Source organism: Castellaniella sp. MT123, from assembly GCF_039614765.1.
Classification (GTDB): domain Bacteria; phylum Pseudomonadota; class Gammaproteobacteria; order Burkholderiales; family Burkholderiaceae_B; genus Castellaniella.
In genome coordinates this window covers 2,497,161-2,522,473 of sequence record NZ_CP154879.1, presented here as the reverse complement: position 1 = coordinate 2,522,473, position 25,313 = coordinate 2,497,161, and the positions used below count along the sequence as shown (strand labels likewise).

Here is a 25,313-nt window from a genome sequence, read left to right as displayed (position 1 = left end):
TCATGGATATGCCCGTGAAACACAAGAAACCATCCATCGCGGCGCAGGCGGCCGCCCGCGAGGCGCGGCTGCCCAAGCTGCCTGAGCACCTACTGGACGGCCTGGTCGAAGGCCCGATGTCAGCCATGGAGGTCGAGGACCTGATCGATGCCTTCGGCCGCGCGGTCATCGAGCGGGCCATGGGTGCGGAGATGAACGTGCACCTGGGCTACCGCCCCGGTGAGGACAAGCCCGCCGCGCAGACCGATGAGCGCAACGGCGTGAGCACCAAGACGCTGCTGACCAAGCACGGTTCGGTGCAGGTACAGCTGCCCCGAGACCGCGACGGCAGCTTCGAGCCGGTGCTCATCCCCAAGCATGAACGCCATTTCGCCGGGTTCGATGAGCGCATCATTGCCCTGTATGCCCGTGGCATGAGCGTGCGCGAGATCCAGGCTTTTCTCGCCGAGACCTATGGCACGAACGTTTCGCCCGAGCTCATCAGCGAGGTGACCAACGAGGTGATGGCCGAGACCGTCGCCTGGCAGAACCGCCCCTTGGAGCGCATGTACCCGGTCGTCTTATTTGACGCACTGCGGGTGAAGATCCGCACTGATGGTTTGGTGGTCAACAAGGCCGTCTACCTGGCCCTGGGCATCGACGCCAACGGGGAACGCGACGTGCTGGGGCTGTGGATCGAACAAACCGAGGGCTCAAAATTCTGGCTCAAGGTCTTCAATGAACTGAAAAACCGAGGCTGCCAGGACATCCTGATCGCCGTGGTGGATGGCTTAAAGGGCCTGCCCGAGGCCATTAACGCGGTCTTCCCGAAGACGACGGTGCAGACCTGCATCGTGCACCTGATGCGCAACAGCTTGGATTACGCGGGCTGGAAGGACCGTAAATTGGTCGCTGCCGCGCTCAAGCCCATCTATACCGCCGCCAACGAACAGCAGGCCCGAGAGGCCCTGCAGGCCTTCGCCGATGGCCCCTGGGGTACCCGCTACCCGACCATTGTGGCCGCCTGGGAACGGGCTTGGGAGCATGTGGTGCCGTTCTTCATCTTCCCGCCCGATATCCGGCGAGTGATCTACACCACCAACGCCATCGAGAACATGAACCGGCAGCTGCGTAAAATTATCAAGAACCGGGGCCAGTTCCCCAGCGATGAGGCGGCTGTGAAGCTGCTGTGGCTGGCGCTCAGAAACATCCTGGCCAAGCCATCCCGATCCGTTCACACTTGGAAGGCGGCGATGAACCAGTTCGCCATTCTGTTCGGTGAACGGTTCACTGAGGCCAGGGATTAACCAATGTCAAATCGCCCCGCCCACAAAAAATCTGACACTCCCGTTCAATCAACTGATCGACGCGAACGTAGGGCTGGAGTTAGTGACGGACGATGACGCCAACCCGGAACTTCGGGTTCTGCTGCCCGGCGGCGAATATCTTTCCCTCAACATTCCCGTCAGTCGCTTGCTCTATCAACTCGACCGGGATGCCTACATCGAAGCCCTGAACGCCGCGCGTGGCGTACCGGTTCCGGCTGTGGAGCCCATCGCAGAACAAGGAGAGTCGGCATGAAGTTGACTCGCATCGCCAAGCTACGGCTCCGAGTGTTCCGCGACTTTGCATGGCCAACAGAACTGCACCCATTCGCGCAGTTCAATGTCATCTATGGATGGAACGGCAGCGGGAAGACAACGCTGTCATGGCTGCTTTCGCTCGTCGAGAAGAAAACCGCGCTCCTAGAGGGTGAGGCGGCACTGGAGATCGACGGAACGACGAAGGTGGCAGGTTCCGCTTTCGGTTCGGCGCAACTGCCCCAAGTGCGCGTATTCAACCGGGATTTCATCAATGCAACCCTGTCGCAAACGGGCGGCGGCATTGCACCGATCTACTTTCTCGGCGAAGACAGCATCGAGAAGCAGGCACAGGTCGAGCAGCTCAAGAAGGAGCTTGCCACGACCGACATCAAGTTGCGGACTGCTCAGGCCGACAAGACAAGAGCAGAGTCGAAGCTGGACGATGTCTGCAAGGACAAGGCGAAGCTCATCAAGGAGCTGTTGACCACCGCAAACAGCCAGACCTACAACAACTACGACAAGCGAAATTTCAGGCGTGCCGTTGAGGCAATGGATGCGCGGCGGGCGGTGGCCGCGACTCTGACCGACGAGCAGAAAACACAGCTCCATAGCCAGAAGAATGCCCAGCCAAAGCCCCTTGTCGAGAAAGTTGTTGCGCCATCCATCGAACTTGATGCGCTGACGAATGAGGTCGGCACGCTGGTCGGTCGCTCCGTCGTCGCGCAGACGCTCGAAGAACTGACCAGCAATTCCAGGCTTGCCGCGTGGGTGCAAGAAGGGCTTCATCTGCACTCGGGCGAGCACGCCTCCGACACCGAGAGTGTCCAGAATTTTGTGGGCGAGGCATAACATGAGAGAAAACGATCATGGATATGCCCGTGAAACACAAGAAGCCATCTATTGCGGCCCAGGCGGCCGCCCGTACGGCCCGATTTCCGAAGCTGCCTGAGCATTTGCTGGACGGCCTGGTCGAAGGTCCGATGTCGGCCATGGAGGTCGAGGATCTGATTGATGCCTTTGGCAAGGCGGTGATCGAGCGGGCCATGGCTGGCGAGATGAACGCCCACCTTGGCTACCGTGCCGGCGAAGACAAGCCGGCCCAACAAGCCGACGAACGCAACGGCGTGAGCGCCAAGACGCTGTTGACCAAACACGGCTCGATGCGTGTTCAGTTGCCCCGCGACCGGGACGGTACCTTCGAGCCGGTCTTGATCCCCAAGCATGAGCGCCATTTCGCCGGGTTCGATGAACGCATCATCGCCCTGTACGCCCGAGGCATGAGCGTGCGCGAGATCCAGGCATTCCTGGCTGAGACCTATGGCACGGATGTCTCGCCCGAGCTCATCAGCGAGGTCACTGACGAGGTCATGACCGAGACGGTGGCCTGGCAGAATCGGCCCCTGGAGCGCATGTACCCGGTCGTGTTCTTCGATGCCCTGCGCGTGAAGATCCGCACCGACGGGCTGGTGGTCAACAAGGCGGTCTACCTGGCCCTGGGGATCGACGCTAACGGGGAGCGTGACGTGCTGGGGCTGTGGATTGAGCAGACCGAAGGTTCGAAGTTCTGGCTCAAGGTCTTCAACGAGCTCAAGAACCGGGGCTGCCAGGACATTCTGATTGCCGTGGTCGATGGTTTAAAGGGCCTGCCCGAGGCCATCAACGTGGTCTTCCCGAAAACGACGGTGCAGACCTGCATCGTGCATCTGATGCGCAACAGCCTGGATTACGCCGGCTGGAAGGACCGTAAGTTGGTCGCCGCCGCCCTCAAGCCCATCTATGCCGCCGCCAATGAGCAACAGGCCAGAGAGGCGCTGGCCGCCTTCGCGGCTGGCCCTTGGGGCACGAAATATCCGACGATCGTGGCCGCCTGGGAGCGGGCCTGGGAACATGTGGTGCCGTTCTTCATCTTCCCACCCGATATCCGGCGCGTGATCTATACCACGAACGCCATCGAGAACATGAATCGGCAGCTGCGTAAAATCATCAAGAACCGGGGCCAATTCCCCAGCGACGAGGCGGCCGTCAAACTCCTATGGCTGGCGCTGCGAAACGTGCTGGCCAAGCCGTCACGATCGGTTCATACGTGGAAAGCAGCCATGAATCAGTTCGCCATCCTGTTCGGTGAACGGTTCACCGAGGCGAGGGATTAAACGATGTCAAACCGCCCCGCCCACAAAAAATCTGACACTCCCCCGACACCTGCCGCTTCTGCCAGCAACCGCTTCAGGCCGCGCGTCGCGCCGCACTCGAAGCTCACTTCAACGATGCCTTCGCGGGCTTTCAGAAAGACCTGTCCGCTCTTCTCACGAAGCTGAAGGCGGCCAAGCAGGTAGTGGCCTCGCTATCGCTGCCGGATATTTCGCGTTTCTATGAGGCACTAACGTCCGAAGTGCCCCCCGCGTGCGCAATGGTGTTGACGGCTCAGTCAGAGACCCAGGCCACGCTCGATGCTCTCATCGCACGTGTCGAGACCAAGCGTGATCAGCCGTTCGCACCCACCACCACGCTGACACCTGCTACTGCAAAACCTTCCTCGATCACCGACTCAGTTGCCGCATTCAACGGGATCGTGGAGAAGCACAACCACATCTCTGCGGAGTTCACAGCGTCGGTCGATAGTGCGTGCAAGAAGCTTGAGGCCTCGTATGTCGCCGAGGCACACACCGAGTTCGTCCAGCTCTCCGGTGCTGTGAAAACCGCGACTGCCGAACTGGATGGCATCAAGGCTACGCAGGCTGGAACCCAGACGCAGATCAATGAGCTTGAACGCGCGATACTCGAACATCGCCGCCCCGCAGACGAGTTGACTGCCGAGCTATGCGCCTACCTGGGGCGCGACGAGTTGCGCTTCGAGGTGAAGGGCACTGGCTACGCGCTGACCCGCAGTGGCCAGTACGTAGCGCATTTGAGCGATGGAGAGCGCACGGCGATTGCATTCCTCTATTTCCTCAAGTCGTTGCAGGACAGAGCATTCGACTTGAAGAATGGGATTATCGTCATTGATGACCCGGTGTCGAGCCTCGATGACAACGCGCTGTTCTCGGCCTTCGGCTACATGAAGGATCGCACCAGGGAAGCCGGGCAGCTTTTCATCTTGACGCACAGCTTCTCATTTTTCCGGCTGGTGAAGAACTGGTTCCATCACCTGCCTGGGCAACGAAGGAAAAAGATCGAAGACCGGCCCGGTCGGTTCTTCCTGCTTCGTACCCGGCGTCACGCGGACGGATCGCGCACCAGCGAGTTAGGCCATCTTGATCCTCTGCTTGAGGAGTACGAATCGGAGTACCAATACCTGTTCAAGCGCGTCCACGAGGAGGCTCACCGCAATGACGTTATCCAACTGGAGCACCACTACGGTTTGCCCAACGTCGCGCGTCGGTTGATTGAGGCCTTTCTCGCATTCCGCTTCCCCGAGATGAGCGGAGATCTCGGTCCACGACTCGAGCGCGTGGATTTCGACAGCGCGAAAAAGACCCGCATCCTCCGTTTGCTCAACACGTACTCACATGCTGGCGCGATCGCTGATCCGGGGCACGATCTTTCTCTACTTGCAGAAACCCAACCCGTGTTGCGCGACACACTCGAAATGATGATGGCTGTCGACCGTGAGCATTACGTCGGGCTGTTGAAGCTGGTGGCTATTCAGCCCAGCGATGAACAAGGAGAACTGTAATGGCGTTCCTGTCAGAGGCAGCCGTGGAGCTGGCGCTGCTGGAGCAGTTGCGAGGGTTGGGCTATGCGATTGCTTCGGACGACGTTATCGGCCCGGACGGCAGCGCGCCGGAACGCGACAGCCACGATGTCGTCATCCTGAGAAAGCGGCTGGAGGATGCCGTACTGCGGCTCAATCCTCAGCTTCCGCCGGAAGCGCGGGCGGATGCCATCCGCAAGCTCACCCAATCCGTCTTTCCCGCTCTGCTGGAAGAGAACCGTCGCATCCACGCGCTACTGACCGAAGGCGCAGATGTTGAATACTACGGCGACGACGGCGTGCTGACAGCGGGCAAGGTTCAGCTTCTGGACTTCGATTCGCCTGAACGCAACGACTGGCTGGCGGTGCAGCAGTTCGTGGTCATCAACGGCCAGGTCAACCGCAGGCCGGACGTCGTGCTGTTCGTCAACGGCCTGCCGCTGGCGGTGATCGAACTCAAGGCGCCGGGCAGCGCGGGCGCGCACCTGGCTGGCGCGTTCAATCAACTGCAAACCTACAAGCAGCAAGTTCCGGCACTGTTTCACACCAATGCGCTGCTGGTGACGAGCGACGGCATCACAGCGCGGGTGGGTTCGTCGTCTGCCGACCTGGAACGCTTCATGCCGTGGCGCACCACGGATGGCAAGTCCATTCTGGAAAAGGGCCTGCCAGAACTGCCGACGCTGATCGAGGGCGTATTCGAGCAGCAGCGGTTCCTCGATCTGCTGAGCCACTTCACCGTGTTCGGCGAAACCGGCAGCGGCCTGGCGAAGATCGTGGCGGGCTATCACCAGTACCACGCGGTCAACCGCGCCATCGAGTCCACGATTCGCGCCTCCGACCCACGGCACGGCGTAGCCGAGGAACCGGCATCCTACGGGCTGCCCAGTGTGGCGACGCAGCCCCAGGGCGACAGGCGCGCGGGGGTGATCTGGCATACGCAAGGTTCCGGCAAGAGTCTGCTGATGGCGTTCTACGCCGGGCGACTGGTGAAACACCCGGCGATGGAGAACCCGACGCTTGTCGTGCTGACCGACCGCAACGACCTGGACGACCAGTTGTTCGCCACCTTTTCCATGTGCCGCGACCTGATCCGCCAGACGCCGGTGCAGGCCGAAAGCCGCGAACATTTGCAGCAACTTCTGGCTCGGGCTTCGGGCGGCGTGATCTTCACCACCTTGCAGAAGTTTGGAGAAGTGAATGAGCCGCTGACCACACGCCGCAACGTGGTGGTCATCGCCGACGAAGCGCACCGTTCGCAATATGGCTTTCGTGCCAAAGTGGATGCCAAGACCGGCGAATTCTCCTACGGATTCGCCAAGCACATGCGCGATGCGCTGCCCAATGCCTCCTTCATCGGCTTCACGGGCACGCCCATCGAGGCCACCGACGTGAACACCCCGGCGGTGTTCGGCAATTACATCGACATCTACGACATCAGCCGCGCGGTGGAGGACGGCGCGACTGTGCCGATCTACTACGAATCGCGGCTGGCGCGCATTGAACTGGACGAGGACGAGAAGCCCAAGCTCGATGCTGAGGTGGAAGCACTGACTGAGGACGAGGCGGTCACCGAACAGGAAAAGCTGAAGGCGAAATGGGCGACCGTCGAACAACTGGTCGGCAGCGAAAAGCGCGTCGCGCTGGTGGCGAAGGACTTGGTGGCGCACTTCGAAGACAGGCTGGCAGCGCTAGATGGCAAGGCGATGGTAGTGTGCATGAGCCGCCGCATCTGCGTGGCGCTGTACGACGAGATCGTCAAGTTGCGGCCGGACTGGCACAGCACCGATGACAATGCCGGGGCTATCAAGATCGTGATGACGGGCGCGGCAAGCGACCCGCCCGCATGGCAGCAGCATATCGGCAACAAGACGCGACGCGACCTACTCGCCAAGCGCGCCCGCGATGCCAAAGACCCGCTCAAGCTGGTCATCGTGCGCGATATGTGGCTGACCGGCTTCGACGCCCCGTGCATGCACACGATGTATGTGGACAAGCCGATGCAGGGCCACGGGCTCATGCAAGCCATCGCTCGCGTTAATCGTGTGTTCCGTGACAAGCCTGCGGGTCTAATCGTGGACTACATCGGCATTGCTCAGAGTTTGAAGTCGGCACTGGCGCAGTATTCGGCGCGCGACCAGGAAACCACGGGCGTCGATGAAGCCCAGGCTGTGGCCGTGCTGCTGGAGAAGTACGAAGTGGTGCATGACATGTACCACGGCTTCGATTACGCAACGGCTCTGAACGGCACACCTCAGCAACGTCTGACGATGATGGCCGGAGCCATCGAGTGGATTCTGGGTAAGCAACAACAATGGGCGGCGGCGGAGACCACTGAGGAAGGCAAGAAGAACGCTCAGCGGCGTTATCAGGACTCCGTGCTGGCCTTGTCGAAGGCGTATTCGCTGGCATCGGCCTCCGACGAGGCGCGCGGCATCCGCGAGGAAGTCGGCTTCTTCCAAGCTATTCGCGCCGCACTGGTCAAGTCGAGTACTGGCTCCGGTGTGACCTCGCAGGAGCGTGACTTCGCCATCCAGCAGATCGTCAGCCGTGCTGTGGTCAGCACCGAGATCGTGGACATCCTGAAAGCGGCAGGCATACAGTCGCCGGACATTTCCATTCTGTCCGACGAGTTTCTTGCCGAAGTGCAGCAGATGCAGAAGAAGAACCTTGCGCTTGAAGCCCTGCGCAAGCTCATCAACGATGGCATCCGTTCGCGTAGCAAGGCCAACATTGTCGAAACGCGGACCTTCTCGGAACGGCTGGAGCAGGCCGTTGCGCGCTACCACGCTAACGCCATCACCACCGCCGAGGTGTTGCAGCAGCTCATCCAGTTGGCGAAAGACATTCGAGCGGCGCGACAGCGCGGAGAGGAGTCCGGGCTCAGCGACGAAGAAATCGCCTTTTATGACGCGCTGGCTGAAAATGAGTCGGCAGTACAAGTAATTGGCGATGACAATCTCAAAGTAATCGCCCATGAATTGCTGGTCAGCCTGAAAAGCAATGTCTCGGTTGACTGGGCACATCGCGATTCGGCGCGCGCCCGGATGCGCGTGTTGGTCAAGCGTATCTTGCGCAAGTATGGCTATCCGCCTGATTTGCAGGATGCCGCCGTCCAGACAGTGTTGCAGCAGGCGGAAGCACTGTCGGCCGGGTGGGTTTAGGGAGCAGATGGATGACGGATCTTCCTGCTCTCCTGCAAATTTCGCACGGGTATTGCTCATGACCGATCAACTTCAGCCTCTACCCGGCGAATTCCTGCTCTACGAGACCGAAGACGGACGTACCCGCGTCGAATGCCGCTTCGTGGCCGATACGTTGTGGCTGGCGCAGGCGGGCATGGCCGAGCTGTTCCAGACCAGCAAGCAGAACGTCGCCAAGCACCTGAAGGCGATCTTTGCCGAGGGGGAGTTGCGGCCCGAGGCAGTTGTCAACCAATGGTTGACAACTGCCTCTGACGGCAAGAACTACCGGGTGGCTTACTACAGCTTGGAAGCGATTCTGGCGGTCGGCTACCGGGTGCGCTCGCCACGCGGCACCCAATTCCGCCGCTGGGCTACGGAGCGCCTGGCTGAGTACCTGGTCAAGGGATTCACGCTGGACGACGAACGCCTGAAGAATCCGCCCGTCGCCGGTTCCGCCGTTCCCGACCGTTTCGACGAGCTGCTCGAACGTATCCGCGACATCCGGGCCAGCGAACGCCGGATGTACCTGCGAGTGCGCGAGATATTTTCGATGGCAGCGGACTATTCGCCCACGCTGCCGGAAACCACCCAGTTCTTCCGCTTTATCCAGAACAAGCTGCACTTCGCCGTCACAGGCAAGACCGCCGCCGAACTGATTGCCGAGCGTGCCGACAGCCGACAGCCCAACATGGGGCTGACGACCTGGAAATCCGGCAGCGTACAGAAGGCCGATGTGACCGTTGCCAAGAACTACCTGCGGGAATCGGAAATCAGCGAACTCAACCGCATCGTCACGATGTGGCTGGACTTTGCCGAGGATCAGGCTCGTCGGCGCAAGGAGGTGTTCCTGAAGGACTGGGCGGAGCGGCTCGATGCCTTCCTGACCTTCAACGAACGCGATGTGCTCACCGGCGCAGGCCGCATCTCCAAGAAGCAGGCCGACGCCCACGCTGAGAACCAATATGAGCAATTCGCCGTCCAGCGGCGGGCCTTGTTGGAGGCCGAAGGTGCAGATGCCAATGTGCGAGCGTTGGAGGACGCCGCCAAGGCGCTGCCCAAGCCGGGCAAAAGCAGCAGGAAGAGAAAATGAATTGCCGGGCTTGGCCCGGCCAAAGGGAAGATGAAAAGGCGATAAGGGAATGGTGCCCGAGGGACAATGGCCCTACCCGGAAAAGGAAAAGGCCACCGTCACGTCTAGCCGGCACCGATCACCAGATTCCCCGACGGCGCCAGCCTGTCGATGTAGTCCGACCACGCTTGCAACATCTCCCGCCGCTGTTCGGCGTACTCGGCCCTGTTGTAGACGCCTCGCACGCCGCCGATGGTGTGGTTCAGCGCCTTTTCCACCACATCCGAAGGCCAGCCCTGCTCGTGCAGCAGCGTCGATGCGGTGCGCCGCAGATCGTGGATGGTGAAGGCGGGGATCTCCTGCCCCTGCAATGACACCTTCAGCGCCTGGTTCAGCGCGTTGCTGGCGAAGGGCTTGGCCAGGGCGCCACGGCCCGGCAACACCCAGACGCTGCTGCTGGCCAGCGGCTTGAGTTCCTTGAACAGCGTCTGCGCTTGGGTGGACAGATAGACGATGTGCGGTTTGCCGGTCTTGGAGTTCTCGACCGGGATGTGCCATTCGCCTTCGTCCAGATGCACGTCCTTCCACTGCGCCAGCATCAGCTCCGACTTGCGCACCAGGGTCATCAGGATCAACTGGAAGGCAATCTTGAACTGGCGGCGGATGTTGGAGGTCTGCATGGCGCGCAGGAACTGCCGGATTTCGTCCGGCGTCAGCGCCCGGTCGCGGGCGGCGGCGCGGTAGACGTGCCGCATGGGCAGGGCCATGACCGGGTTGGCCTGGATCAGGCCGCAGGTCAGCGCGTAGTCGAACATGCGCTTGAGCAGGCCGCGCACCTGGCCGGCGGCGGCATCGAAGCCTTGCTCCTTCTTGCGCCAGATGACGCTGCGCACGTCCTCAGCGGTGATGTCCCTGATCGGCTTGCTGCCGATGTGCGGCAGGATGTCCTTTTCCAGGTAGCGGCGCGGCATGGTCACGTTCTTGCGGTCGCGTGACTGGATGTCCTTGAAGAAGCGTTCGGCGAAGTCGGCCACGGTGGCGTCTTCTGCGCCGGCCACCTTCTCCTGCTGCTTCTTCTTTGCCGGTGACTCCCCCATCGCCACCTGGTGGGCCGCCTCGTCCCGCTTCAGGCGCGCGTTCTTCAGCGTCAGCGCCGGGTACTTGCCCAGCGTCAGCTTCTCGTACTTGCCATTCAACCGGTAGCGGTAGCGCCAGACGACGCCTCCGGTCGGGAAGACCTCCACATACAGCCCCCGGTCGTCGGTGACCGTATAGGTCTTGTCCCTGGGCTTGAGTGCCTTGAGCGCAGTGTCGGTCAGTGCCATCTCATCCTCCGTATGTCCAAGCAGAGGGATGGAGAGCAAGAATCCCGCTACTTGGTACCAAACTTGGACATATCAGTGAGTGGCTTCGACTGTATCACCGAACTTGTCAGTAGACAAAAATTCCTTTATCTACGCTAACTTAAAGTCATTCTGAAGACGTCAGTGGATGTCCTTGGACATCGATTCACTTCCCAATACAAAACCGCGAGAAAATCTCTCCCAGCAAATCATCGCTGGTGAACTGTCCGGTGATCTCGCACAGCGCCTCATGCGCCAGCCGCAGTTCCTCCGCGAACAGGTCCAGCACCTGGTCGCTGTGCGACGCATGTTCACGCGCCAACAGCAGATGCTCACGGGTGGCTTCCAGCGCCCGCACATGGCGTTCGCGAGCCAGCCAGGGGGACTCGGCCCCGGGTGTCCAGCCGGCGATCCGCAGCAGCCGGGCACGCAGGGCGTCCAGCCCCGCGCCCGTATGGGCGGAAATCCGCAACACCTCGGCATGTCCGGCCCCGCCAGAGGCCAGGACTCCAGCTGGAACACGGGCCGGATCACCCAACGCAGCGGTGTGATCCCCAATCAAATCCACCTTGTTCAACACCCGCAGCACCGGCGTCCCCGCCGGCAGGCGCCGCACGATCTCCGCATCCAGCGGATCATCCGGATGCCGCGCATCCTGCAGGTGCAGGATCACCTGCGCCCGGGCGATTTCCGCCCAGCTGCGCTCGATACCGATGCGCTCGACCGTGTCCTCGGTTTCCCGCAAGCCCGCCGTATCCACGATATGCAGCGGGATGCCGTCGATATGAATCTGCTGGATCACCCGGTCGCGCGTCGTGCCCGCGATGGGCGTCACGATGGCTACGTCCTCGCCCGCCAGCGCATTCAGCAGACTAGATTTACCCACGTTCGGCTGCCCCGCCAGCACCACGTGCAGGCCTTCGCGCAGCACCAACCCCTGGCGGGCCGTGCGCAAGACGCCATCCAGCGTCGCCGTCACGGCATCCAGGCGATCGGCCGCCTGGTACTTTTCCAGAAAATCGATCTCCTCTTCCGGAAAATCCAGCGTTGCCTCGACCAGCATGCGCAGCTGCACGATCCGTTCGCTCAGCGCATCGATCTCGGCGGAGAACACCCCCGACAACGATGCCATGGCGCTACGCGCCGCCGCCGCCGAACTGGCCTCGATCAGATCCGCCACCGCTTCCGCCTGCGCCAGGTCCAGCCGCTCGTTCAGAAACGCGCGCTGCGTGAATTCCCCCGGCTGCGCCAGCCGCAAGCCAATGGCCGCCCCACGCGCCAGACAGTCTTCCAGCACGCGCCGTAGCACGGCAGGCCCGCCATGCCCCTGCAACTCCAGCACGTCCTCGCCGGTGTACGAATGCGGTCCGGGGAAGAACAGCGCCAGCCCCTCGTCCAGCACCTCACCCTGCCCATCCCGGAACGGCAGATAGTGCGCATGGCGCGCCCGCAGCGCCTGCCCGCAGAGCGACTGCGCCCAGGCCAGCAGATCCGGCCCCGACACGCGGACCACCCCGATCCCGCCCCGGCCCGGGGCGGTGGCAATGGCAATGATGGGATCGGTGGACAGTGCGCTCATTTCGGAAAATGTGAAGAAATCAGATGAACAGGCAGTGCGACACGATCGAGGCACTGCGGAAATGATCCATTCGCATGATATCGGGAAATCACGCCAGACATGACTCGACGGCGTCGGCCTCTGGTCCACCAGCGCCAGGGCGCGCTGGATGAAGGTGCCTGGGCTCGCCAGCCGGTGGCCCTTCGGGCTTCCCGGATCTGCCTCGTCCAGGCGGACGGCGGGCAAACTCGGCGCTTCGCGCCTCAGACAGTGCCCGCCGACTTCCTCCGCCTTCCCTTCGGCAGCATCCGGCACCGGCCGACTGCTCGCCCAGGCACCTTCATCCAGCGCGCCCCTCAAGAACCCAACAAACTCAAGCCGCAAAAAAGAAACGGCGCCCCAGAAAGAGCGCCGTCCGATCACATCAGCAGAATCGCTCAGCTCGACGCCGACGCCGCCTTTTCTCGATCCAGCCGGCGCATGATCACCCGCTGCTGAATGATCGACACCGTATTGTTCACGCACCAGTACAGCACCAACCCCGCCGGGAACAGGAACATCATCCCCCCGAACACCAGCGGCATGATCATCATGATCTTCGCCTGCGTCGGATCCGGCGGCGTCGGATTCAGCTTGATCTGCAGGAACATCGTCAGCATCATGAAGGCCGGCAGAATGAACCACGGATCGGCCACCGACAAGTCATGGATCCACAGAATCCACGGCGCGCCGCGCATTTCAACGCTGCCCAGCAACACCCAGTACAACGCGATGAACACCGGAATCTGCACCACCATCGGCAAACATCCCCCCAGGGGATTGATCTTCTCCGTGCGGTACATCTCCATCATCGCCGCGTTCAGCTTCGCCTTGTCGTCGCCAAACTTTTCCTTCAGGTGCTGCATGCGCGGCGACACCAGCTTCATCTTCGCCATCGAGCGGTAGCTGGCCGCCGACAGCGGGTAGAACACCAGCTTGATCAGCAGCGTCAGCAGCACGATCGTCCAGCCCCAGTTGCCCACCAGACTGTGCAGCCAGATCATGAACTTGAACATCGGCTTGGCGATGATCGTCACCCAGCCGTAATCGACCACCACGTCCAGCCCCGGTGCGACAGCGCTCATCGCCAGCTGGTCCTGCGGACCGACCCACAACTGCGACTCCACCGATTTTTGCGCGCCCGGCGCGATCGACCCCACTGCCTCGATCGAGCGGACCGCGAACAGCCCGTCCGGCAGCGCCAGCGCCTGGTTGGTGCGCACCACGCCCTGCTTCGGCACCCAGGCCGAGGCGAAGTAATGCTGCACGATCCCGATCCAGCCATTGTCGGCCTGCGTGATGTAGCTGGCCTTGCCCTTGGTGATCTCGTCGAACTTGACCTTCTGGAACTTGTCTTCCGCCGAATAGACAGCCGCGCCGGTGAAGGTGCTGTAGAAGCCCGTCGTATTGGACGGTTCGTGGCCATCGCGCGTCAGCTGCAGATACAGCGACGGGTCGATCGGCTGATCCCCGAGGTTGTAGATATCGTTGCGCACGCGGATGTCATAGCTGCCCTGGGTCAGGATGAAGGTCTTCACCACCCGGACCTGATCGGACGTTGCCTCGAACGAGACCTCGGTCGTGTTGCCCTTGACCACAGGCCCCGAGCCCACCAGCGTGAACGGCGTCAGGTGCGTTGGGTAGGTGGCGCCCGCGGGCGCGCCCACCAGACCGGTCTGGGCCACATACATGTCGCCCGGCTGATCATTCAACAAGTACATCGCGCCATGCGCGTCCTTGGGCGGCGCCTTACCCATCAGGCCCTTGAACCAGGGCAGGATGCCGGTGGTGGCCTCTTGGTTTCTGTATCCCAGCAGGTCAGCCTGGACCAGCTGCGCGCCCAGCGTATCGAACGTCAGGTCAAAGACGTCGGTCTTGACGTGAACCTTCTGTCCCGCCGCCAACGCGGCTGGCGCGCCCACCCCACCCGGAGCATTCTGGGCGGCACCGGCAGGTACTGTCGTCGAGCCGGACGGATGCGGCGCCGGCGTCGGCGCGCTGGCCGTCTTGGCCTTCTCGGCAGCCGGCGGCGTCAGGGAAAACAGGGACGGCTGACCCTGATACACCTGCCAGTTGTTCCACAACAGCAGGAGCGAAAAAGAAAAGATCATCCAGAGGATGGTGCGTCGAATGTCCATTGGCGCCTGTTTTTTCGGATAGGGTCGGAGCAAAAGCTCACCAGTTTAACGTAGGGATGCTGACACGGACTTGATCGGCGGTCAGCCGCGCGTCATGGCATGTCAGTGGTCATGCGAATGCCGTCCCGCCGGCGGCACCGGATCGTGCCCCCCAGGGCAGCCGGGGTGGCATCGGGCAATCCGACGGATGCCAAGCCAGACGCCCCGCAACACACCATGGGTTTCGATCGCCTCGATCGTGTAGGCAGAACAGGTCGGCGTGAACCGGCACTGCTGGCCCACCCAGGGGCTGAGGAAATACCGATAGAACCGGATCGGGGCAATGAACAAGGATCGGATCAGCATTTGGCAATCCTGCCCAGCAAAGCGTCCGCCTCGGCCCGGACCTGGCGCTTGAGCGCGGTCAGGCTGGCGGGTGCCGGACGGTTCACCAAGCGAAAGACCAGGTCGCCCGCCGGCAAAGTCTGCCGATGCAGGCGGAAGGCCTCGCGCAGGACCCGCTTGATGGCATTGCGGGTGACAGCCAGCGGTGCGTGACGTTTAGGCACGATCAGACCCAGCCTGGCACCCTGGCTGGCGGGTTCACGAGGGCTCGACACCACGAACAAAGCCCCTCGGGCGATACGCCGCCCCTTCAGGGCCGCCGCGTATTCCGAGGGGCGATGCAGCCGGGCCGCCGAAGGAAAATCGGAGGGCATGGCAGTCAGATCCGAGACCGGATCCAGGATCCGGCTCTGGGGATGGCAATCAGACGGCCAGGCGCTTGCGACCCTTGGCGCGACGAGCGCTCAGGACGGCGCGGCCGGCACGCGTTTTCATGCGGACACGAAACCCATGGGTACGCTTGCGGCGGGTAACAGAAGGCTGGAAAGTGCGTTTCATGGCGAATCCAAAAGAGCTTTTGGTAAAAGTAGCTGGGTGAAACCTGGGCTGAAACCCGGATCAACACCGCAAAGGGCTCGATCGTCGGGCGTCATCACGGATGGATCATCCAGACCCAATTCACCCTAAGCATCGAAAAGCCCACTATTTCAACAAATTTTTGACGTGTCGTCAATCACTTGGCGACTTATCCCCGTTTGCGTGACCCAAACGACGCGCCGGCCTGTGGATAACTCACCACGGGACAGGGTAGAATCGAGGTTTCGCACGATGACCGTTATGAATGAATTCTGGCAGGCCTGTCTCCAGCGGCTGGAACAGGAACTTCCCCCCCAACAGATCAGCGCCTGGATCAAACCGCTGGTTCCGCTCGGCTACGACGAGGAACTCGCGATCCTGAGAATCGGCGCGCCCAATCGCTTCAAGCTCGACTGGGTCCGCAAGAACTTCGCCACCCGCCTCGAAACCCTGGCCGCCGACTGGTTCTCCCAGGCGGTACAGGTGCAGTTCGAACTGGCCGCCACGCCGGCGCGGCCGGCACCGGCACCGGCACCCGCACCCGGCCGGCTGGCCGCTACATCGACCGCCCCCTCGACCACCGTCCCGAGCCCTGCTCCGGTGGCCACGCCGTCGCCTGTCCACACGGCCACCGACGAGGCCATCCAGGATCGCTCACGCCTGAATCTGGACCTGACCTTCGACAACTTCGTGATCGGCAAGGCCAACCAGCTGGCCCGCGCAGCCGCCATGCAGGTGGCCGAGAACCCCGGTGTGTCCTACAACCCGCTGTTTCTGTATGGCGGCGTGGGCCTGGGCAAGACCCACCTGATCCACGCCATCGGCAATGCCTTGCTGGCCGGCGGCAACAGCCCCCGCATCCGCTACGTCCACGCCGACCAGTACGTCTCTGACGTGGTCAAGGCCTACCAGCGCCGCGCCTTCGACGACTTCAAGCGCTTCTACCATTCGCTGGATCTGCTGCTGATCGACGATATCCAGTTCTTCGCCGGCAAGAACCGCACCCAGGAAGAATTCTTCTACGCCTTCGAGGCCATGGTCGCACAGCGCAAGCAGATCATCATTACCTCGGATACCTACCCCAAAGAACTGGCGAACATCGACAGCCGGCTGATTTCCCGGTTCGATTCGGGCCTGACCGTCGCCATCGAGCCGCCTGAACTGGAAATGCGCGTGGCCATCCTGCTGCGCAAGGCGCAGACCGAAGGCATCACCATGCCCGAGGAAGTCGCCTTCTTCATCGCCAAACACCTGCGCAGCAACGTGCGCGAACTCGAAGGCGCCCTGCGCAAGGTCTCGGCCTATGCACGCTTCCACGGCCGGGAAGTCCTGACCGTCGAGGTCTGCAAAGAAGCCCTGAAGGACCTGCTGTCGGTCTCCAATAGCCAGATCACGGTCGAGAACATCCAGAAGACGGTTGCCGACTTCTATAAAATCAAGGTCGCCGACATGTATTCGAAACGTCGGCCTGCCAATATTGCATTGCCGCGCCAGATCGCCATGTACCTGGCCAAGGAACTGACTCAGAAAAGCCTGCCGGAAATCGGCGACCTGTTTGGCGGGCGCGATCACACCACCGTGCTGCATGCGGTGCGCAAGATCACCGATCTGCGGGGAAAGCAGACCGAACTGAATCACGCACTTCACGTACTCGAGCAAACCCTCAAAGGATAAAAACATGCTACTGATACAAGCAACCCGCGATGCCGTGCTCAAGCCCCTGACAACCGTGGTGGGGATCGTCGAACGGCGCAACACCTTGCCGATCCTGGCCAACGTGCTGATCCGCAAGCAAGGCAACCGGGTGGACTTCGTGGCCAACGACCTGGAAGTTCAGATCACCACGCAGGCTGACTTCGGGGTGGGCGACGACACGCAGTCCACCACCGTCGCAGCCCGCAAGTTCCTGGACATTCTGCGCGCCCTGCCGGACTTCGGCGACGTCCGGCTGTCCCTGGACGAGGCCAAGCTCTCCGTCCAGGCCGGCCGCAGCCGCTTCGCCCTGCAGACCCTGAGCGCCGCCGACTACCCCACGGTATCCCAGGCCGAACAGTGGAACGCATCCTTTTCCATGCCGCAAAAGGACCTGAAGCACCTGTTCAACATGGTGCACTTCTCCATGGCGCAGCAGGACATCCGCTACTACCTGAATGGCCTGCTGCTGGTGCTGGAACCCGGCCTGGTGCGCGCCGTCGCCACCGACGGCCACCGTCTGGCGCACAGTGGCGTGGCCGTCGAGGGGCTGGATGCGCAGCTCGACGCGATCATCCCGCGCAAGACCATCCATGAAATGCAGCGCCTGCTGGCCGATGACGACACCCCGGTGCGCATCGACCTCGCGGCCGGCCAGATCCGTTTCCAGTTCGGTCAGATCGAGCTCGTCTCCAAACTGGTCGAAGGCAAGTTCCCCGACTATCGCCGCGTCATCCCCAGCGGCTACACGCGCCATATCCTGATCTCCCGCGAATCGTTGCAGGCCAGCCTGCAACGCGCCGCCATCCTGACCACCGACAAGCTCAAGGGCGTGCGCCTGCAACTGGGCGACAACCTGCTGCGCATCTCCTCGTCCAACGCCGAACAGGAAGAAGCCCGCGAGGAACTCGAGGTCGACTACGCCCAGGAACCTCTGGACGTGGCCTTCAACGTCAGCTATCTGCTGGATGTGCTGGCCAACGTCAAGACAGACAACATCCGCTGGTCGGTGCAGCCCGACGTCAATGCCTCGGTGCTGATCACCCTGCCCGACGACGACGAATTCAAATACGTCGTCATGCCGATGCGCATCTGATCGCACCTGCGCCCCACGGACTCAATGACAGGATTTTCATGACAGAACCCACTACCCCGAATACACCGTCCTCCGGCTACGGCGCCGATTCGATCAAGATGCTCAAGGGCCTGGAGGCGGTCCGCAAGCGCCCCGGCATGTACATCGGCGACACTTCCGACGGCACCGGACTGCACCACATGGTCTTCGAGGTGGTGGACAACGCCATCGACGAGGCACTGGCCGGCTACTGCGACGACATCGTCGTCGCCATCCACGCGGACAACAGCATCTCCGTCACGGACAACGGCCGCGGCATCCCGACCGCCATCCACAAGGACGACGAGCAGCACCGCAGCGCGGCCGAAATCGTCATGACCGAACTGCACGCCGGCGGCAAATTCGATCAGAATTCCTACAAGGTGTCCGGCGGTTTGCACGGCGTGGGGGTTTCCTGCGTCAACGCCCTGTCCGAATGGCTGCGCCTGACCATTTGGCGCAATGGCGAGGAATACCAGATGGAATTCCACCGCGGCGACCGGGTCGCCCCGCTGGCCGTCACCGGGAAATCCGACCGCACCGGCACCCGGGTCCAGTACCTGGCCGATTCGGAAATCTTCAACAACATCGACTACGTCTACGAAATCCTGGCCCGGCGCCTGCGCGAACTGTCCTTCCTGAACAATGGCGTGAAGATCCGCCTGGTGGACGAGCGCACCGGCCAGGACGAAAACCTGGCCTTCCTGGGCGGGGTCAAGGGCTTCGTCCAGTACATCAACCGCGCCAAGACCGTCCTGCACGACAACGTCTTCGCCGTCTCTACAGAATCCGACGCCGGCGGCGTGCGCGTGGGCGTCGAAGTCGCCATGCAATGGAACGACAGCTACGCCGAAACCGTGCTGTGCTTCACCAACAACATCCCGCAACGCGACGGCGGCACCCACCTGACGGGTCTGCGCGCCGCCATGACCCGGGTGCTGAACAAATACATCACCGACAACGAACTGGCCAAGAAAGCCAAGGTCGACACCACCGGTGACGACATGCGCGAAGGCCTGGCCTGCGTGCTGTCGGTCAAGGTCCCCGAACCGAAATTCAGCAGCCAAACCAAGGACAAGCTCGTCTCCAGCGAGGTGCGCCCGGCTGTCGAGGACGCCGTCAGCCGCACCCTGGAAACCTGGCTGCTGGAAAATCCCAACGACGCCCGTGCCCTGTGCGGGAAGATCGTGGAAGCCGCCCGCGCTCGCGAGGCCGCCCGCAAGGCGCGTGAAATGACACGCCGCAAGAGCATCCTGGAAGGCGCCGGCCTGCCCGGCAAACTGGCCGACTGCCAGGAAAAAGATCCCGCGCTGTGCGAACTCTACCTCGTCGAGGGTGACTCGGCCGGGGGTTCCGCCAAGCAGGGCCGCGACCGCAAGTTCCAGGCCATCCTGCCGCTGCGCGGCAAGGTCCTGAACGTGGAAAAGGCACGCTTCGACCGGCTGCTGTCCAGCGAACAGATCACCACCTTGATCACGGCCCTGGGCACCAGCATCGGCCCCGACTTCAACGTCGACAAGCTGCGCTATCACCGCATCATCATCATGACCGACGCGGACGTGGACGGCGCGCACATCCGCACCCTGCTGCTGACGCTGTTCTACCGCCAGATGCCCGCGCTGATCGAGCGCGGCTACGTCTACATCGCCCAGCCCCCCCTCTACAAGGTCAAGGTTGGCCGCGACGAACGCTACCTGAAGGATGACGCCGAGGAAGCCCAGTTCATGCTGCAGCTGGCCCTGAAGGACACCGAACTCGTGCCCCGCGCCGGCGCCACACCGATCCGCGACGACGCCCTGATGGACCTGGCCCGTCAGTACGTCCTGGCCGACAGCGTCATTGCGCGCCTGTCACGCACACTCGACACCGAGGCCCTGTCGGCCATGGCCGAAGGCGTGCAGATCAGCCTGGCCGACGAGCCGGCAGCCCGCGCCAGCGCCGCCGCGCTGGAACAAGCGCTGCACGACCCGGCCGACCCCCATGGCGTGCACGTCGAAGCCCAATTCGACGACACCGACGAGAGCTGGCGCCTGGCCGTCATCCGCCCGCACTTCGGCAACATGCGCGTCAGCGTATTCGATCGCAGCTTCGTGCGCGGCGGCGACTATGCCGTCCTGGCCCGCACCGCCAAGACCTTCATGGGCCTGCTGGGCGAAGGCGCCGTCGTGCGTCGCGGCACTGGCGACAAACTGAAGGAAAAACCCGTGGCGGATTTCCGCGAGATCATGCGATGGCTACGCGGCGAAGCCGAGCGCGGCATCAGCAAACAGCGCTACAAGGGTCTGGGCGAAATGAACCCCGGGCAGCTGTGGGAAACCACCATGGACCCCACCGTGCGCCGCCTGCTGCGCGTCCAGATCGAGGACGCCATCGCCGCCGACGAGATCTTCGTCACGCTGATGGGCGACAACGTCGAACCGCGCCGCGCCTTCATCGAAGCGCATGCGCTGCAGGCGGGAAATATCGACGTATAAGGTTTGTTAGTTTTCGGAAAAGTTGGCCAAGTGTTGCGAGAAAAGTTGGCCAGTCATAGGAGCAGAAAAAATGGCCGCTTGATCAGCGGTCATTTTTTCATCGAAGCGATGCTCATCGCCCCCTATTGAGGAGGACCGCTCATGCGCAATACCACTGGCCCGACCACCACTTCAACAACACTCCCTCACGCCGAATTAGTGCTCTATGCGACTGAAGATGGCTCGGCGCAGTTCTTCTTGCGTGCCGAGGACCGTACTGTCTGGCTCAGCCAAGCTGAACTAGCTGAGCTGTTCCAGACTTCCGTCCAAAACATCAACATTCACATAAAAAACGTGCTTGAAGAGGGGGAGTTAAAAGAAGTTCGAACTATTAAAGATGACTTAATAGTTCGACCCGAAGGCAGCCGCCAGGTTCGTCGAACGGTCAAACTTTACAACCTTGACATGATCCTTGCCATTGGTTATCGGGTTAAGTCACCCCGCGGTACGCAGTTCCGCCAGTGGGCCACCACTCATCTCAAGGAATATCTGATCAAGGGCTTCGTCATGGATGACGAACGCCTGAAGGGTAGCGAACGTTGGGACTACTTTGACGAGCTACTCCAGCGCATCCGCGACATACGTTCATCGGAAAAGCGCTTCTACCAAAAAGTGCGCGATCTATTTGCGCTGTCGGTAGATTACGCGGACGACGGCGAGGTCACTGGCCTCTTCTTCGCCGAGGTACAGAACAAGATGTTCTTCGCCGTGACTGGCCACACCGCCGCCGAATTGATCGTGCAGCGCGCCGACCCAACCCAACCGAATATGGCGCTCACCTCATGGAAAGGTGGCCGTGTGCGCAAAGGCGATGTGACCGTGGCCAAAAACTACTTGAACGCTGAAGAACTGGACCAACTCAACCGTATCGTCAGCATGTTCCTGGATTTTGCCGAACTTCGTGCCATGCAGCGTAAAGATCTACACATGGCCGACTGGCGAGCCTATGTGAACAGCTTCATGACCTTCAATGAACAGCCTGTACTGCGGGGTTCGGGCCGTATGAGCCATCAGGCCATGACGACGATTGCGCACGAGCGTTACGAGCAGTTCGATTCGGCGCGACGCCATACAGAAGCGCTGGAGGCCGATCTGGCAGAAATGCGGGAACTGGAGCAGGTCGAAAAGCAATTGAGTGGCAGACGTAAGAAAAGTAAGTGACTTCCTCTCCTCCCAAGGTCGTGAATGCCAAGCCTACTTCTGTCTCGCTCTACGAACGCAAAGGATTCAGCTGGATGGGGCCAATTATTGCCGGCGAACATACCCTCGGCGATGAGCGCCTTGACGGTGCCGGCCACATCCTCAATCGGCACGTTCGGACCCACGCGATGCGGATACAACAGATCGATCGTTTCGACACCAACCCTACACGTTGCCGTCCTTGAGCGAGGTGACAAGTTCCTTGATGTGCGGTTGCTCGGCGGCGTTATGCTGATCCTGGGTGCTTTGCCGCGCAGGATCGCCGGGCTGCGAATATCCGGTGTTCCTCGCGGTTGCCGCCCTGGCACTGATCCTACTGGGCCATGGCGGCGCCGGCGCAATCAGGCCCTCTTTGCGCAAATGATTTTTTGGAGATCGATATGAAAGTTGCCTTGATCGGCGTCACGGGCCGCGTCGGCTCGCGTCTGCTCGCCGAACTTTTACGGCGCGGGCACCAGGTCACGGGCATTGCCCGCGACGTCAGTAAAATCCCCCGCCAGCCGGAACTGGTGCTGGAGAACGCCGATGCCAATCAGCCAGACCAACTGGTGCCCTTGTTGAAAGGCTGCGATGCGGTGTTCAGCGCCCTGAAGTTCGCCACGGCCGATGCTGTGACGCTGATTGCCGCCGTGAAGCAGGCAGCAGTCCCCCGCCTGCTGGTGGTGGGCGGTGCGGGCACGCTGGAAGTCGCCCCGGGGGTGCAGGCGCTGGACGCCCCGGGTTTTCCGGATGCCTACAAACCGGAAGCGACCGCCGCACGCACGTTTCTCGAAGTCTTGCGCAAAGAGACGGAACTGGACTGGACGTTTCTTTCCCCATCCGCCGAATTCGTCCCCGGCACGCGTACCGGCAAGTTTCGCTTGGGACTGGACCAGCTGCTGGTAGGATCGGACGGCAAGAGCTGGGTCTCGATGGAAGACTTCGCGATCGCGCTCGTCGATGAGCTGGAAACGCCCAAGCACAGTCGCCGGCGTTTCACGGTGGGGTATTGACGAAGGCGTGGTCAGCCAGCGGATGCCCCCCTCTTCGCCCGGAGCATCCGCCGCGCCCGGTATGAAACCTGCTACAAGTCCTTTACAAGCGCCTCGAACACATCCACGCGAGCCGGCCGGCCGAACAGGTACCCCTGGTATCTCTCGCAGCCATGTTGTTCCAGGAAGTGCTTGTGTTCCTCGGTTTCCACCCCTTCGGCCATTACAGACAGCCCGAGGCTTTGGGCCAGCGAGATGATGCTGCGCACGATAGCCACATCGTTGCAGTTGCCCGGCACGCCATGCACGAAGCTCTGATCGATTTTCACCTCATCCAGGGGGAGCCGCTTCAAATAGGCAAGCGACGAATACCCCGTTCCGAAGTCGTCCAGAGAGAACCGCACACCGTGCGTGTGCAATTGCGCCATTTTTTGGATCGTTCCTTCAACGTCGCGCAGCAAAAGGCGCTCGGTGAGTTCCAGTTTCAGCCGTTTCGCCTTCGCGCCCGTCTGCGCCAGGATGCGTAACACCTGGGACACGAAATCATTCTGGTAGAACTGGCGAGGGCTGACATTCACCGATAGTGTCAGTTTGTTCAGCACCGGCTGGTGCCCCCAGGCGGCGAGCTGTCGGCAGGCGCCGTAAAGCACTTCGGTCCCCAGCTGCAGGATCAAGCCTGACTCCTCGGCTACCGATATAAAGTAGGCCGGCAATACGCAACCTTTCTCGGGATGGCGCCAGCGCACCAGGGCTTCGGCGCCAACCACGCGGTCCTGATGCATTTGCGGTTGATAGAAAATCTCAAACTGATGCTGTTCAAGGGCCGTCCGGATGTCGGCTTCGAGTTGCGCCCGGTCGTTGACGGCCAGCTGGATTTGCGGATCATAGAAGCGAAACGTTCCACGCTCGAAGGCCTTGGCCTGGCTGACGGCCAGGCCGGCGCGCTTGAGCAGTTCGTCCACGTCATCCTGTTCGCCATGGAACAGCGCGACTCCTGCGCAGACCGATGCCTGGTAGGGTATGCCCATAAGCTCGTAGGGCGCGTGCAGGGTCCGCAACAATTGCCGCGCTCTTTCGGCGGCCCCCGAGCCGGCGTCTTCTGATCGCTGGGCCAGGTTGTCGAGAACAACCACAAACTCGTCATCTCCGTGACGAGCGGCAAGGTAACGGTTCTCCGTAAAGCTCAGCAGACGCTGCGAAATTTGCTGGAGCAATGCATCGCCATAGTCGCGTCCCAGCGTGTCGTTCAGGAGCTTGAAACGGTCTACATCCAGCAGCAATACGGCGCCCCACCGGTCGTTGGACCGGCTGTCCGCCAGTGTCTTTGGCGCCCGTTCCAGGAGCAGGCGGCGATTGGGCAACTGGGTCAGCGGGTCATAGTAGGAGAGCCGCTCGATGCGCTGCTGAACCGCCTTGTGGCTGCTGAGGTCTTCCAGCGTCATGAGGTAACCGGCGCCGGTCAGCGCACCGCCGATCTTGACGTGGCGCATCTCTCCGTCGCGGCACAATACCTTTTTTTCATAGGGTTCGATCGTGCCATTGCCCTGGCGTGCGCGCTCGCGCCGCTGGGTCCAGAACCTGCGGGCCTGATCCCGAGCAGTGTGCTCGGGGTATGCGGCCCGCCACCAGCTTTCCATATCGGGGACATCCCTGGCGGTATACCCGATCAGAGACTCGAAACGCCGATTGCGATAAATGATTGTTTGATTGTCCGCGACCAGGGCAACAGCGACGGGAAGATGTTCCAGGCTGCTACGCAGCGTCTGTTCATTTTCTTTGGCTTGTTCCCGCGCGAGCTTGTGAGCTGTGATGTCCTGGATGGTGGCGATGTAGAAACCGAAGGGCTCTTCAGTGTCCCACGCCGCGGAAGCGGAAAGGCTGACCCACACGATCCGGCCATCCTTACGACACATGCGCTTTTCGATGCAGAAGCTCGTGATATCCCCGGCGCGCATCCGCGCCACTTGTGCGAGGTCGGCCGCTAGGTCGTCGGGATGCGTCAGGTCCTGAAAGTTCATGATGCGCAGCTCGTCCGGCGAATATCCGACGATGTCGCAGTACCTTTGATTGACCTGCAGCCAGCGTCCCGTCCGAATGTCGGTCAGAGCGATTCCCACCGTCATCTGGTTGAAAACTGCGTGGAACCACGTTTCCTTGCAATCGGGTGCGTTTGAACCGAACCCCGACTTTCCGAAGTGTGATTTTTTTTCTTTCCGGTCGAACCCTTGTTTGTCGGTGGCGGTGTTCGTGCGCAGAAGTGACATGGTGTCGAAGTCCATGAAACGGAGGTTTCAGGGACCATAACGAGATGGTGGCAGATTGCTCCGAAAATCACTGT

Annotated in this window: 18 protein-coding genes and 2 pseudogenes; 12 read left to right on the top strand and 8 right to left on the bottom strand. The window is 61.5% G+C overall.

Going from position 1 to position 25,313, the window contains the following annotated elements; genetic code table 11:
* The first annotated feature begins 8 nt into the window (after positions 1–8).
* The 7 genes and pseudogenes from ABCV34_RS11935 to ABCV34_RS11905 all read left to right on the top strand — a co-directional run bounded on the left by ABCV34_RS11935 (position 9) and on the right by ABCV34_RS11905 (position 9,528).
* Complete coding sequence (locus tag ABCV34_RS11935) at positions 9–1,286, top strand: IS256 family transposase (RefSeq protein ID WP_345798665.1); 1,278 nt, start codon at positions 9–11, stop codon at positions 1,284–1,286.
* 82 nt (positions 1,287–1,368) lie between these two features.
* A complete protein-coding gene (locus ABCV34_RS11930; RefSeq protein ID WP_345796425.1) occupies positions 1,369–1,560 on the top strand; it encodes a hypothetical protein in 192 nt (63 codons plus the stop codon).
* A complete protein-coding gene (locus ABCV34_RS11925) occupies positions 1,557–2,411 on the top strand; it encodes an AAA family ATPase (protein ID WP_345796424.1) in 855 nt (284 codons plus the stop codon). The genes ABCV34_RS11930 and ABCV34_RS11925 overlap by 4 nt, the downstream gene beginning before the upstream one ends.
* A gap of 23 nt (positions 2,412–2,434) precedes the next feature.
* Positions 2,435–3,712, top strand: coding sequence for an IS256 family transposase (locus ABCV34_RS11920; RefSeq protein WP_275162860.1), 1,278 nt, complete (start codon positions 2,435–2,437; stop codon positions 3,710–3,712).
* Between the two features lie 104 nt (positions 3,713–3,816).
* Positions 3,817–5,235 (top strand): annotated as a pseudogene (locus tag ABCV34_RS11915) (AAA family ATPase); the annotation flags it as partial.
* A complete protein-coding gene (locus ABCV34_RS11910) occupies positions 5,235–8,417 on the top strand; it encodes a type I restriction endonuclease subunit R (RefSeq protein ID WP_345796423.1) in 3,183 nt (1,060 codons plus the stop codon). The pseudogene ABCV34_RS11915 and the gene ABCV34_RS11910, both read left to right, overlap by 1 nt.
* Before the next feature lie 58 nt (positions 8,418–8,475).
* The gene (locus tag ABCV34_RS11905) at positions 8,476–9,528 is read left to right on the top strand and encodes a virulence RhuM family protein (RefSeq protein ID WP_345796422.1); all 1,053 of its coding nucleotides are present in this window, start codon (positions 8,476–8,478) and stop codon (positions 9,526–9,528) included.
* Between the two features lie 104 nt (positions 9,529–9,632).
* On the opposite strand, the gene ABCV34_RS11900 is transcribed toward ABCV34_RS11905, so the two are convergent.
* The 6 genes from ABCV34_RS11900 to rpmH form a co-directional block, all read right to left on the bottom strand.
* Entirely contained in the window at positions 9,633–10,832 is a 1,200-nt protein-coding gene (locus ABCV34_RS11900; protein ID WP_345796421.1) for a tyrosine-type recombinase/integrase, read from the bottom strand.
* Positions 10,833–11,016: 184 nt separating this feature from the next.
* Positions 11,017–12,429, bottom strand: coding sequence for a tRNA uridine-5-carboxymethylaminomethyl(34) synthesis GTPase MnmE (gene mnmE / locus ABCV34_RS11895; RefSeq protein ID WP_345796420.1), 1,413 nt, complete (start codon positions 12,427–12,429; stop codon positions 11,017–11,019).
* Positions 12,430–12,845: 416 nt separating this feature from the next.
* Positions 12,846–14,585, bottom strand: coding sequence for a membrane protein insertase YidC (yidC, locus tag ABCV34_RS11890; RefSeq protein WP_345796419.1), 1,740 nt, complete (start codon positions 14,583–14,585; stop codon positions 12,846–12,848).
* A gap of 102 nt (positions 14,586–14,687) precedes the next feature.
* The gene (gene yidD, locus ABCV34_RS11885; protein ID WP_345798777.1) at positions 14,688–14,927 is read right to left on the bottom strand and encodes a membrane protein insertion efficiency factor YidD; all 240 of its coding nucleotides are present in this window, start codon (positions 14,925–14,927) and stop codon (positions 14,688–14,690) included.
* Positions 14,924–15,283 (bottom strand): ribonuclease P protein component, encoded by a 360-nt coding sequence (locus ABCV34_RS11880; protein WP_345796418.1) that lies wholly within the window; start codon positions 15,281–15,283, stop codon positions 14,924–14,926. The genes yidD and ABCV34_RS11880 overlap by 4 nt, the downstream gene beginning before the upstream one ends.
* Before the next feature lie 49 nt (positions 15,284–15,332).
* Entirely contained in the window at positions 15,333–15,467 is a 135-nt protein-coding gene (gene rpmH, locus ABCV34_RS11875) for a 50S ribosomal protein L34 (RefSeq protein ID WP_043679136.1), read from the bottom strand.
* 279 nt (positions 15,468–15,746) lie between these two features.
* Here rpmH and dnaA point away from each other — a divergent pair, with 279 nt between their 5' ends.
* The 4 genes from dnaA (at position 15,747) to ABCV34_RS11855 (ending at position 21,965) form a co-directional block, all read left to right on the top strand.
* Positions 15,747–17,159 carry a chromosomal replication initiator protein DnaA gene (gene dnaA / locus ABCV34_RS11870; RefSeq protein ID WP_345796417.1) on the top strand — a complete coding sequence of 471 codons (1,413 nt, stop codon included), beginning with the start codon at positions 15,747–15,749 and terminating at the stop codon, positions 17,157–17,159.
* A gap of 4 nt (positions 17,160–17,163) precedes the next feature.
* Positions 17,164–18,273 carry a DNA polymerase III subunit beta gene (dnaN, locus tag ABCV34_RS11865; protein WP_345796416.1) on the top strand — a complete coding sequence of 370 codons (1,110 nt, stop codon included), beginning with the start codon at positions 17,164–17,166 and terminating at the stop codon, positions 18,271–18,273.
* Between the two features lie 38 nt (positions 18,274–18,311).
* The gene (gene gyrB / locus ABCV34_RS11860) at positions 18,312–20,765 is read left to right on the top strand and encodes a DNA topoisomerase (ATP-hydrolyzing) subunit B (protein WP_345796415.1); all 2,454 of its coding nucleotides are present in this window, start codon (positions 18,312–18,314) and stop codon (positions 20,763–20,765) included.
* Between the two features lie 141 nt (positions 20,766–20,906).
* A complete protein-coding gene (locus ABCV34_RS11855) occupies positions 20,907–21,965 on the top strand; it encodes a virulence RhuM family protein (RefSeq protein ID WP_345796414.1) in 1,059 nt (352 codons plus the stop codon).
* 101 nt (positions 21,966–22,066) lie between these two features.
* Here ABCV34_RS11855 and ABCV34_RS11850 read toward each other — a convergent pair.
* A pseudogene (locus tag ABCV34_RS11850) lies at positions 22,067–22,171 on the bottom strand (aldo/keto reductase); the annotation flags it as partial.
* Positions 22,172–22,384: 213 nt separating this feature from the next.
* Here ABCV34_RS11850 and ABCV34_RS11845 point away from each other — a divergent pair.
* Positions 22,385–22,996, top strand: a complete 612-nt coding sequence (locus ABCV34_RS11845) for an NAD(P)-dependent oxidoreductase (protein ID WP_345796413.1) — start codon at positions 22,385–22,387, stop codon at positions 22,994–22,996.
* Between the two features lie 71 nt (positions 22,997–23,067).
* Here ABCV34_RS11845 and ABCV34_RS11840 read toward each other — a convergent pair whose 3' ends face one another.
* Positions 23,068–25,254 (bottom strand): EAL domain-containing protein, encoded by a 2,187-nt coding sequence (locus tag ABCV34_RS11840; RefSeq protein WP_345796412.1) that lies wholly within the window; start codon positions 25,252–25,254, stop codon positions 23,068–23,070.
* Between the last annotated feature and the right edge of the window lie 59 nt (positions 25,255–25,313).

Coding starts and splice junctions, on each gene's coding strand:
- ABCV34_RS11935 (WP_345798665.1), top strand. CDS start 9: ATGCCCGTGAAACACAAGAAACCATCCATCGCGGCGCAGGCGGCCGCC.
- ABCV34_RS11925 (WP_345796424.1), top strand. CDS start 1,557: ATGAAGTTGACTCGCATCGCCAAGCTACGGCTCCGAGTGTTCCGCGAC.
- ABCV34_RS11920 (WP_275162860.1), top strand. CDS start 2,435: ATGCCCGTGAAACACAAGAAGCCATCTATTGCGGCCCAGGCGGCCGCC.
- ABCV34_RS11910 (WP_345796423.1), top strand. CDS start 5,235: ATGGCGTTCCTGTCAGAGGCAGCCGTGGAGCTGGCGCTGCTGGAGCAG.
- ABCV34_RS11905 (WP_345796422.1), top strand. CDS start 8,476: ATGACCGATCAACTTCAGCCTCTACCCGGCGAATTCCTGCTCTACGAG.
- ABCV34_RS11900 (WP_345796421.1), bottom strand. CDS start 10,832: ATGGCACTGACCGACACTGCGCTCAAGGCACTCAAGCCCAGGGACAAG.
- mnmE (WP_345796420.1), bottom strand. CDS start 12,429: ATGAGCGCACTGTCCACCGATCCCATCATTGCCATTGCCACCGCCCCG.
- yidC (WP_345796419.1), bottom strand. CDS start 14,585: ATGGACATTCGACGCACCATCCTCTGGATGATCTTTTCTTTTTCGCTC.
- ABCV34_RS11880 (WP_345796418.1), bottom strand. CDS start 15,283: ATGCCCTCCGATTTTCCTTCGGCGGCCCGGCTGCATCGCCCCTCGGAA.
- rpmH (WP_043679136.1), bottom strand. CDS start 15,467: ATGAAACGCACTTTCCAGCCTTCTGTTACCCGCCGCAAGCGTACCCAT.
- dnaA (WP_345796417.1), top strand. CDS start 15,747: ATGAATGAATTCTGGCAGGCCTGTCTCCAGCGGCTGGAACAGGAACTT.
- dnaN (WP_345796416.1), top strand. CDS start 17,164: ATGCTACTGATACAAGCAACCCGCGATGCCGTGCTCAAGCCCCTGACA.
- gyrB (WP_345796415.1), top strand. CDS start 18,312: ATGACAGAACCCACTACCCCGAATACACCGTCCTCCGGCTACGGCGCC.
- ABCV34_RS11855 (WP_345796414.1), top strand. CDS start 20,907: ATGCGCAATACCACTGGCCCGACCACCACTTCAACAACACTCCCTCAC.
- ABCV34_RS11845 (WP_345796413.1), top strand. CDS start 22,385: ATGAAAGTTGCCTTGATCGGCGTCACGGGCCGCGTCGGCTCGCGTCTG.
- ABCV34_RS11840 (WP_345796412.1), bottom strand. CDS start 25,254: ATGGACTTCGACACCATGTCACTTCTGCGCACGAACACCGCCACCGAC.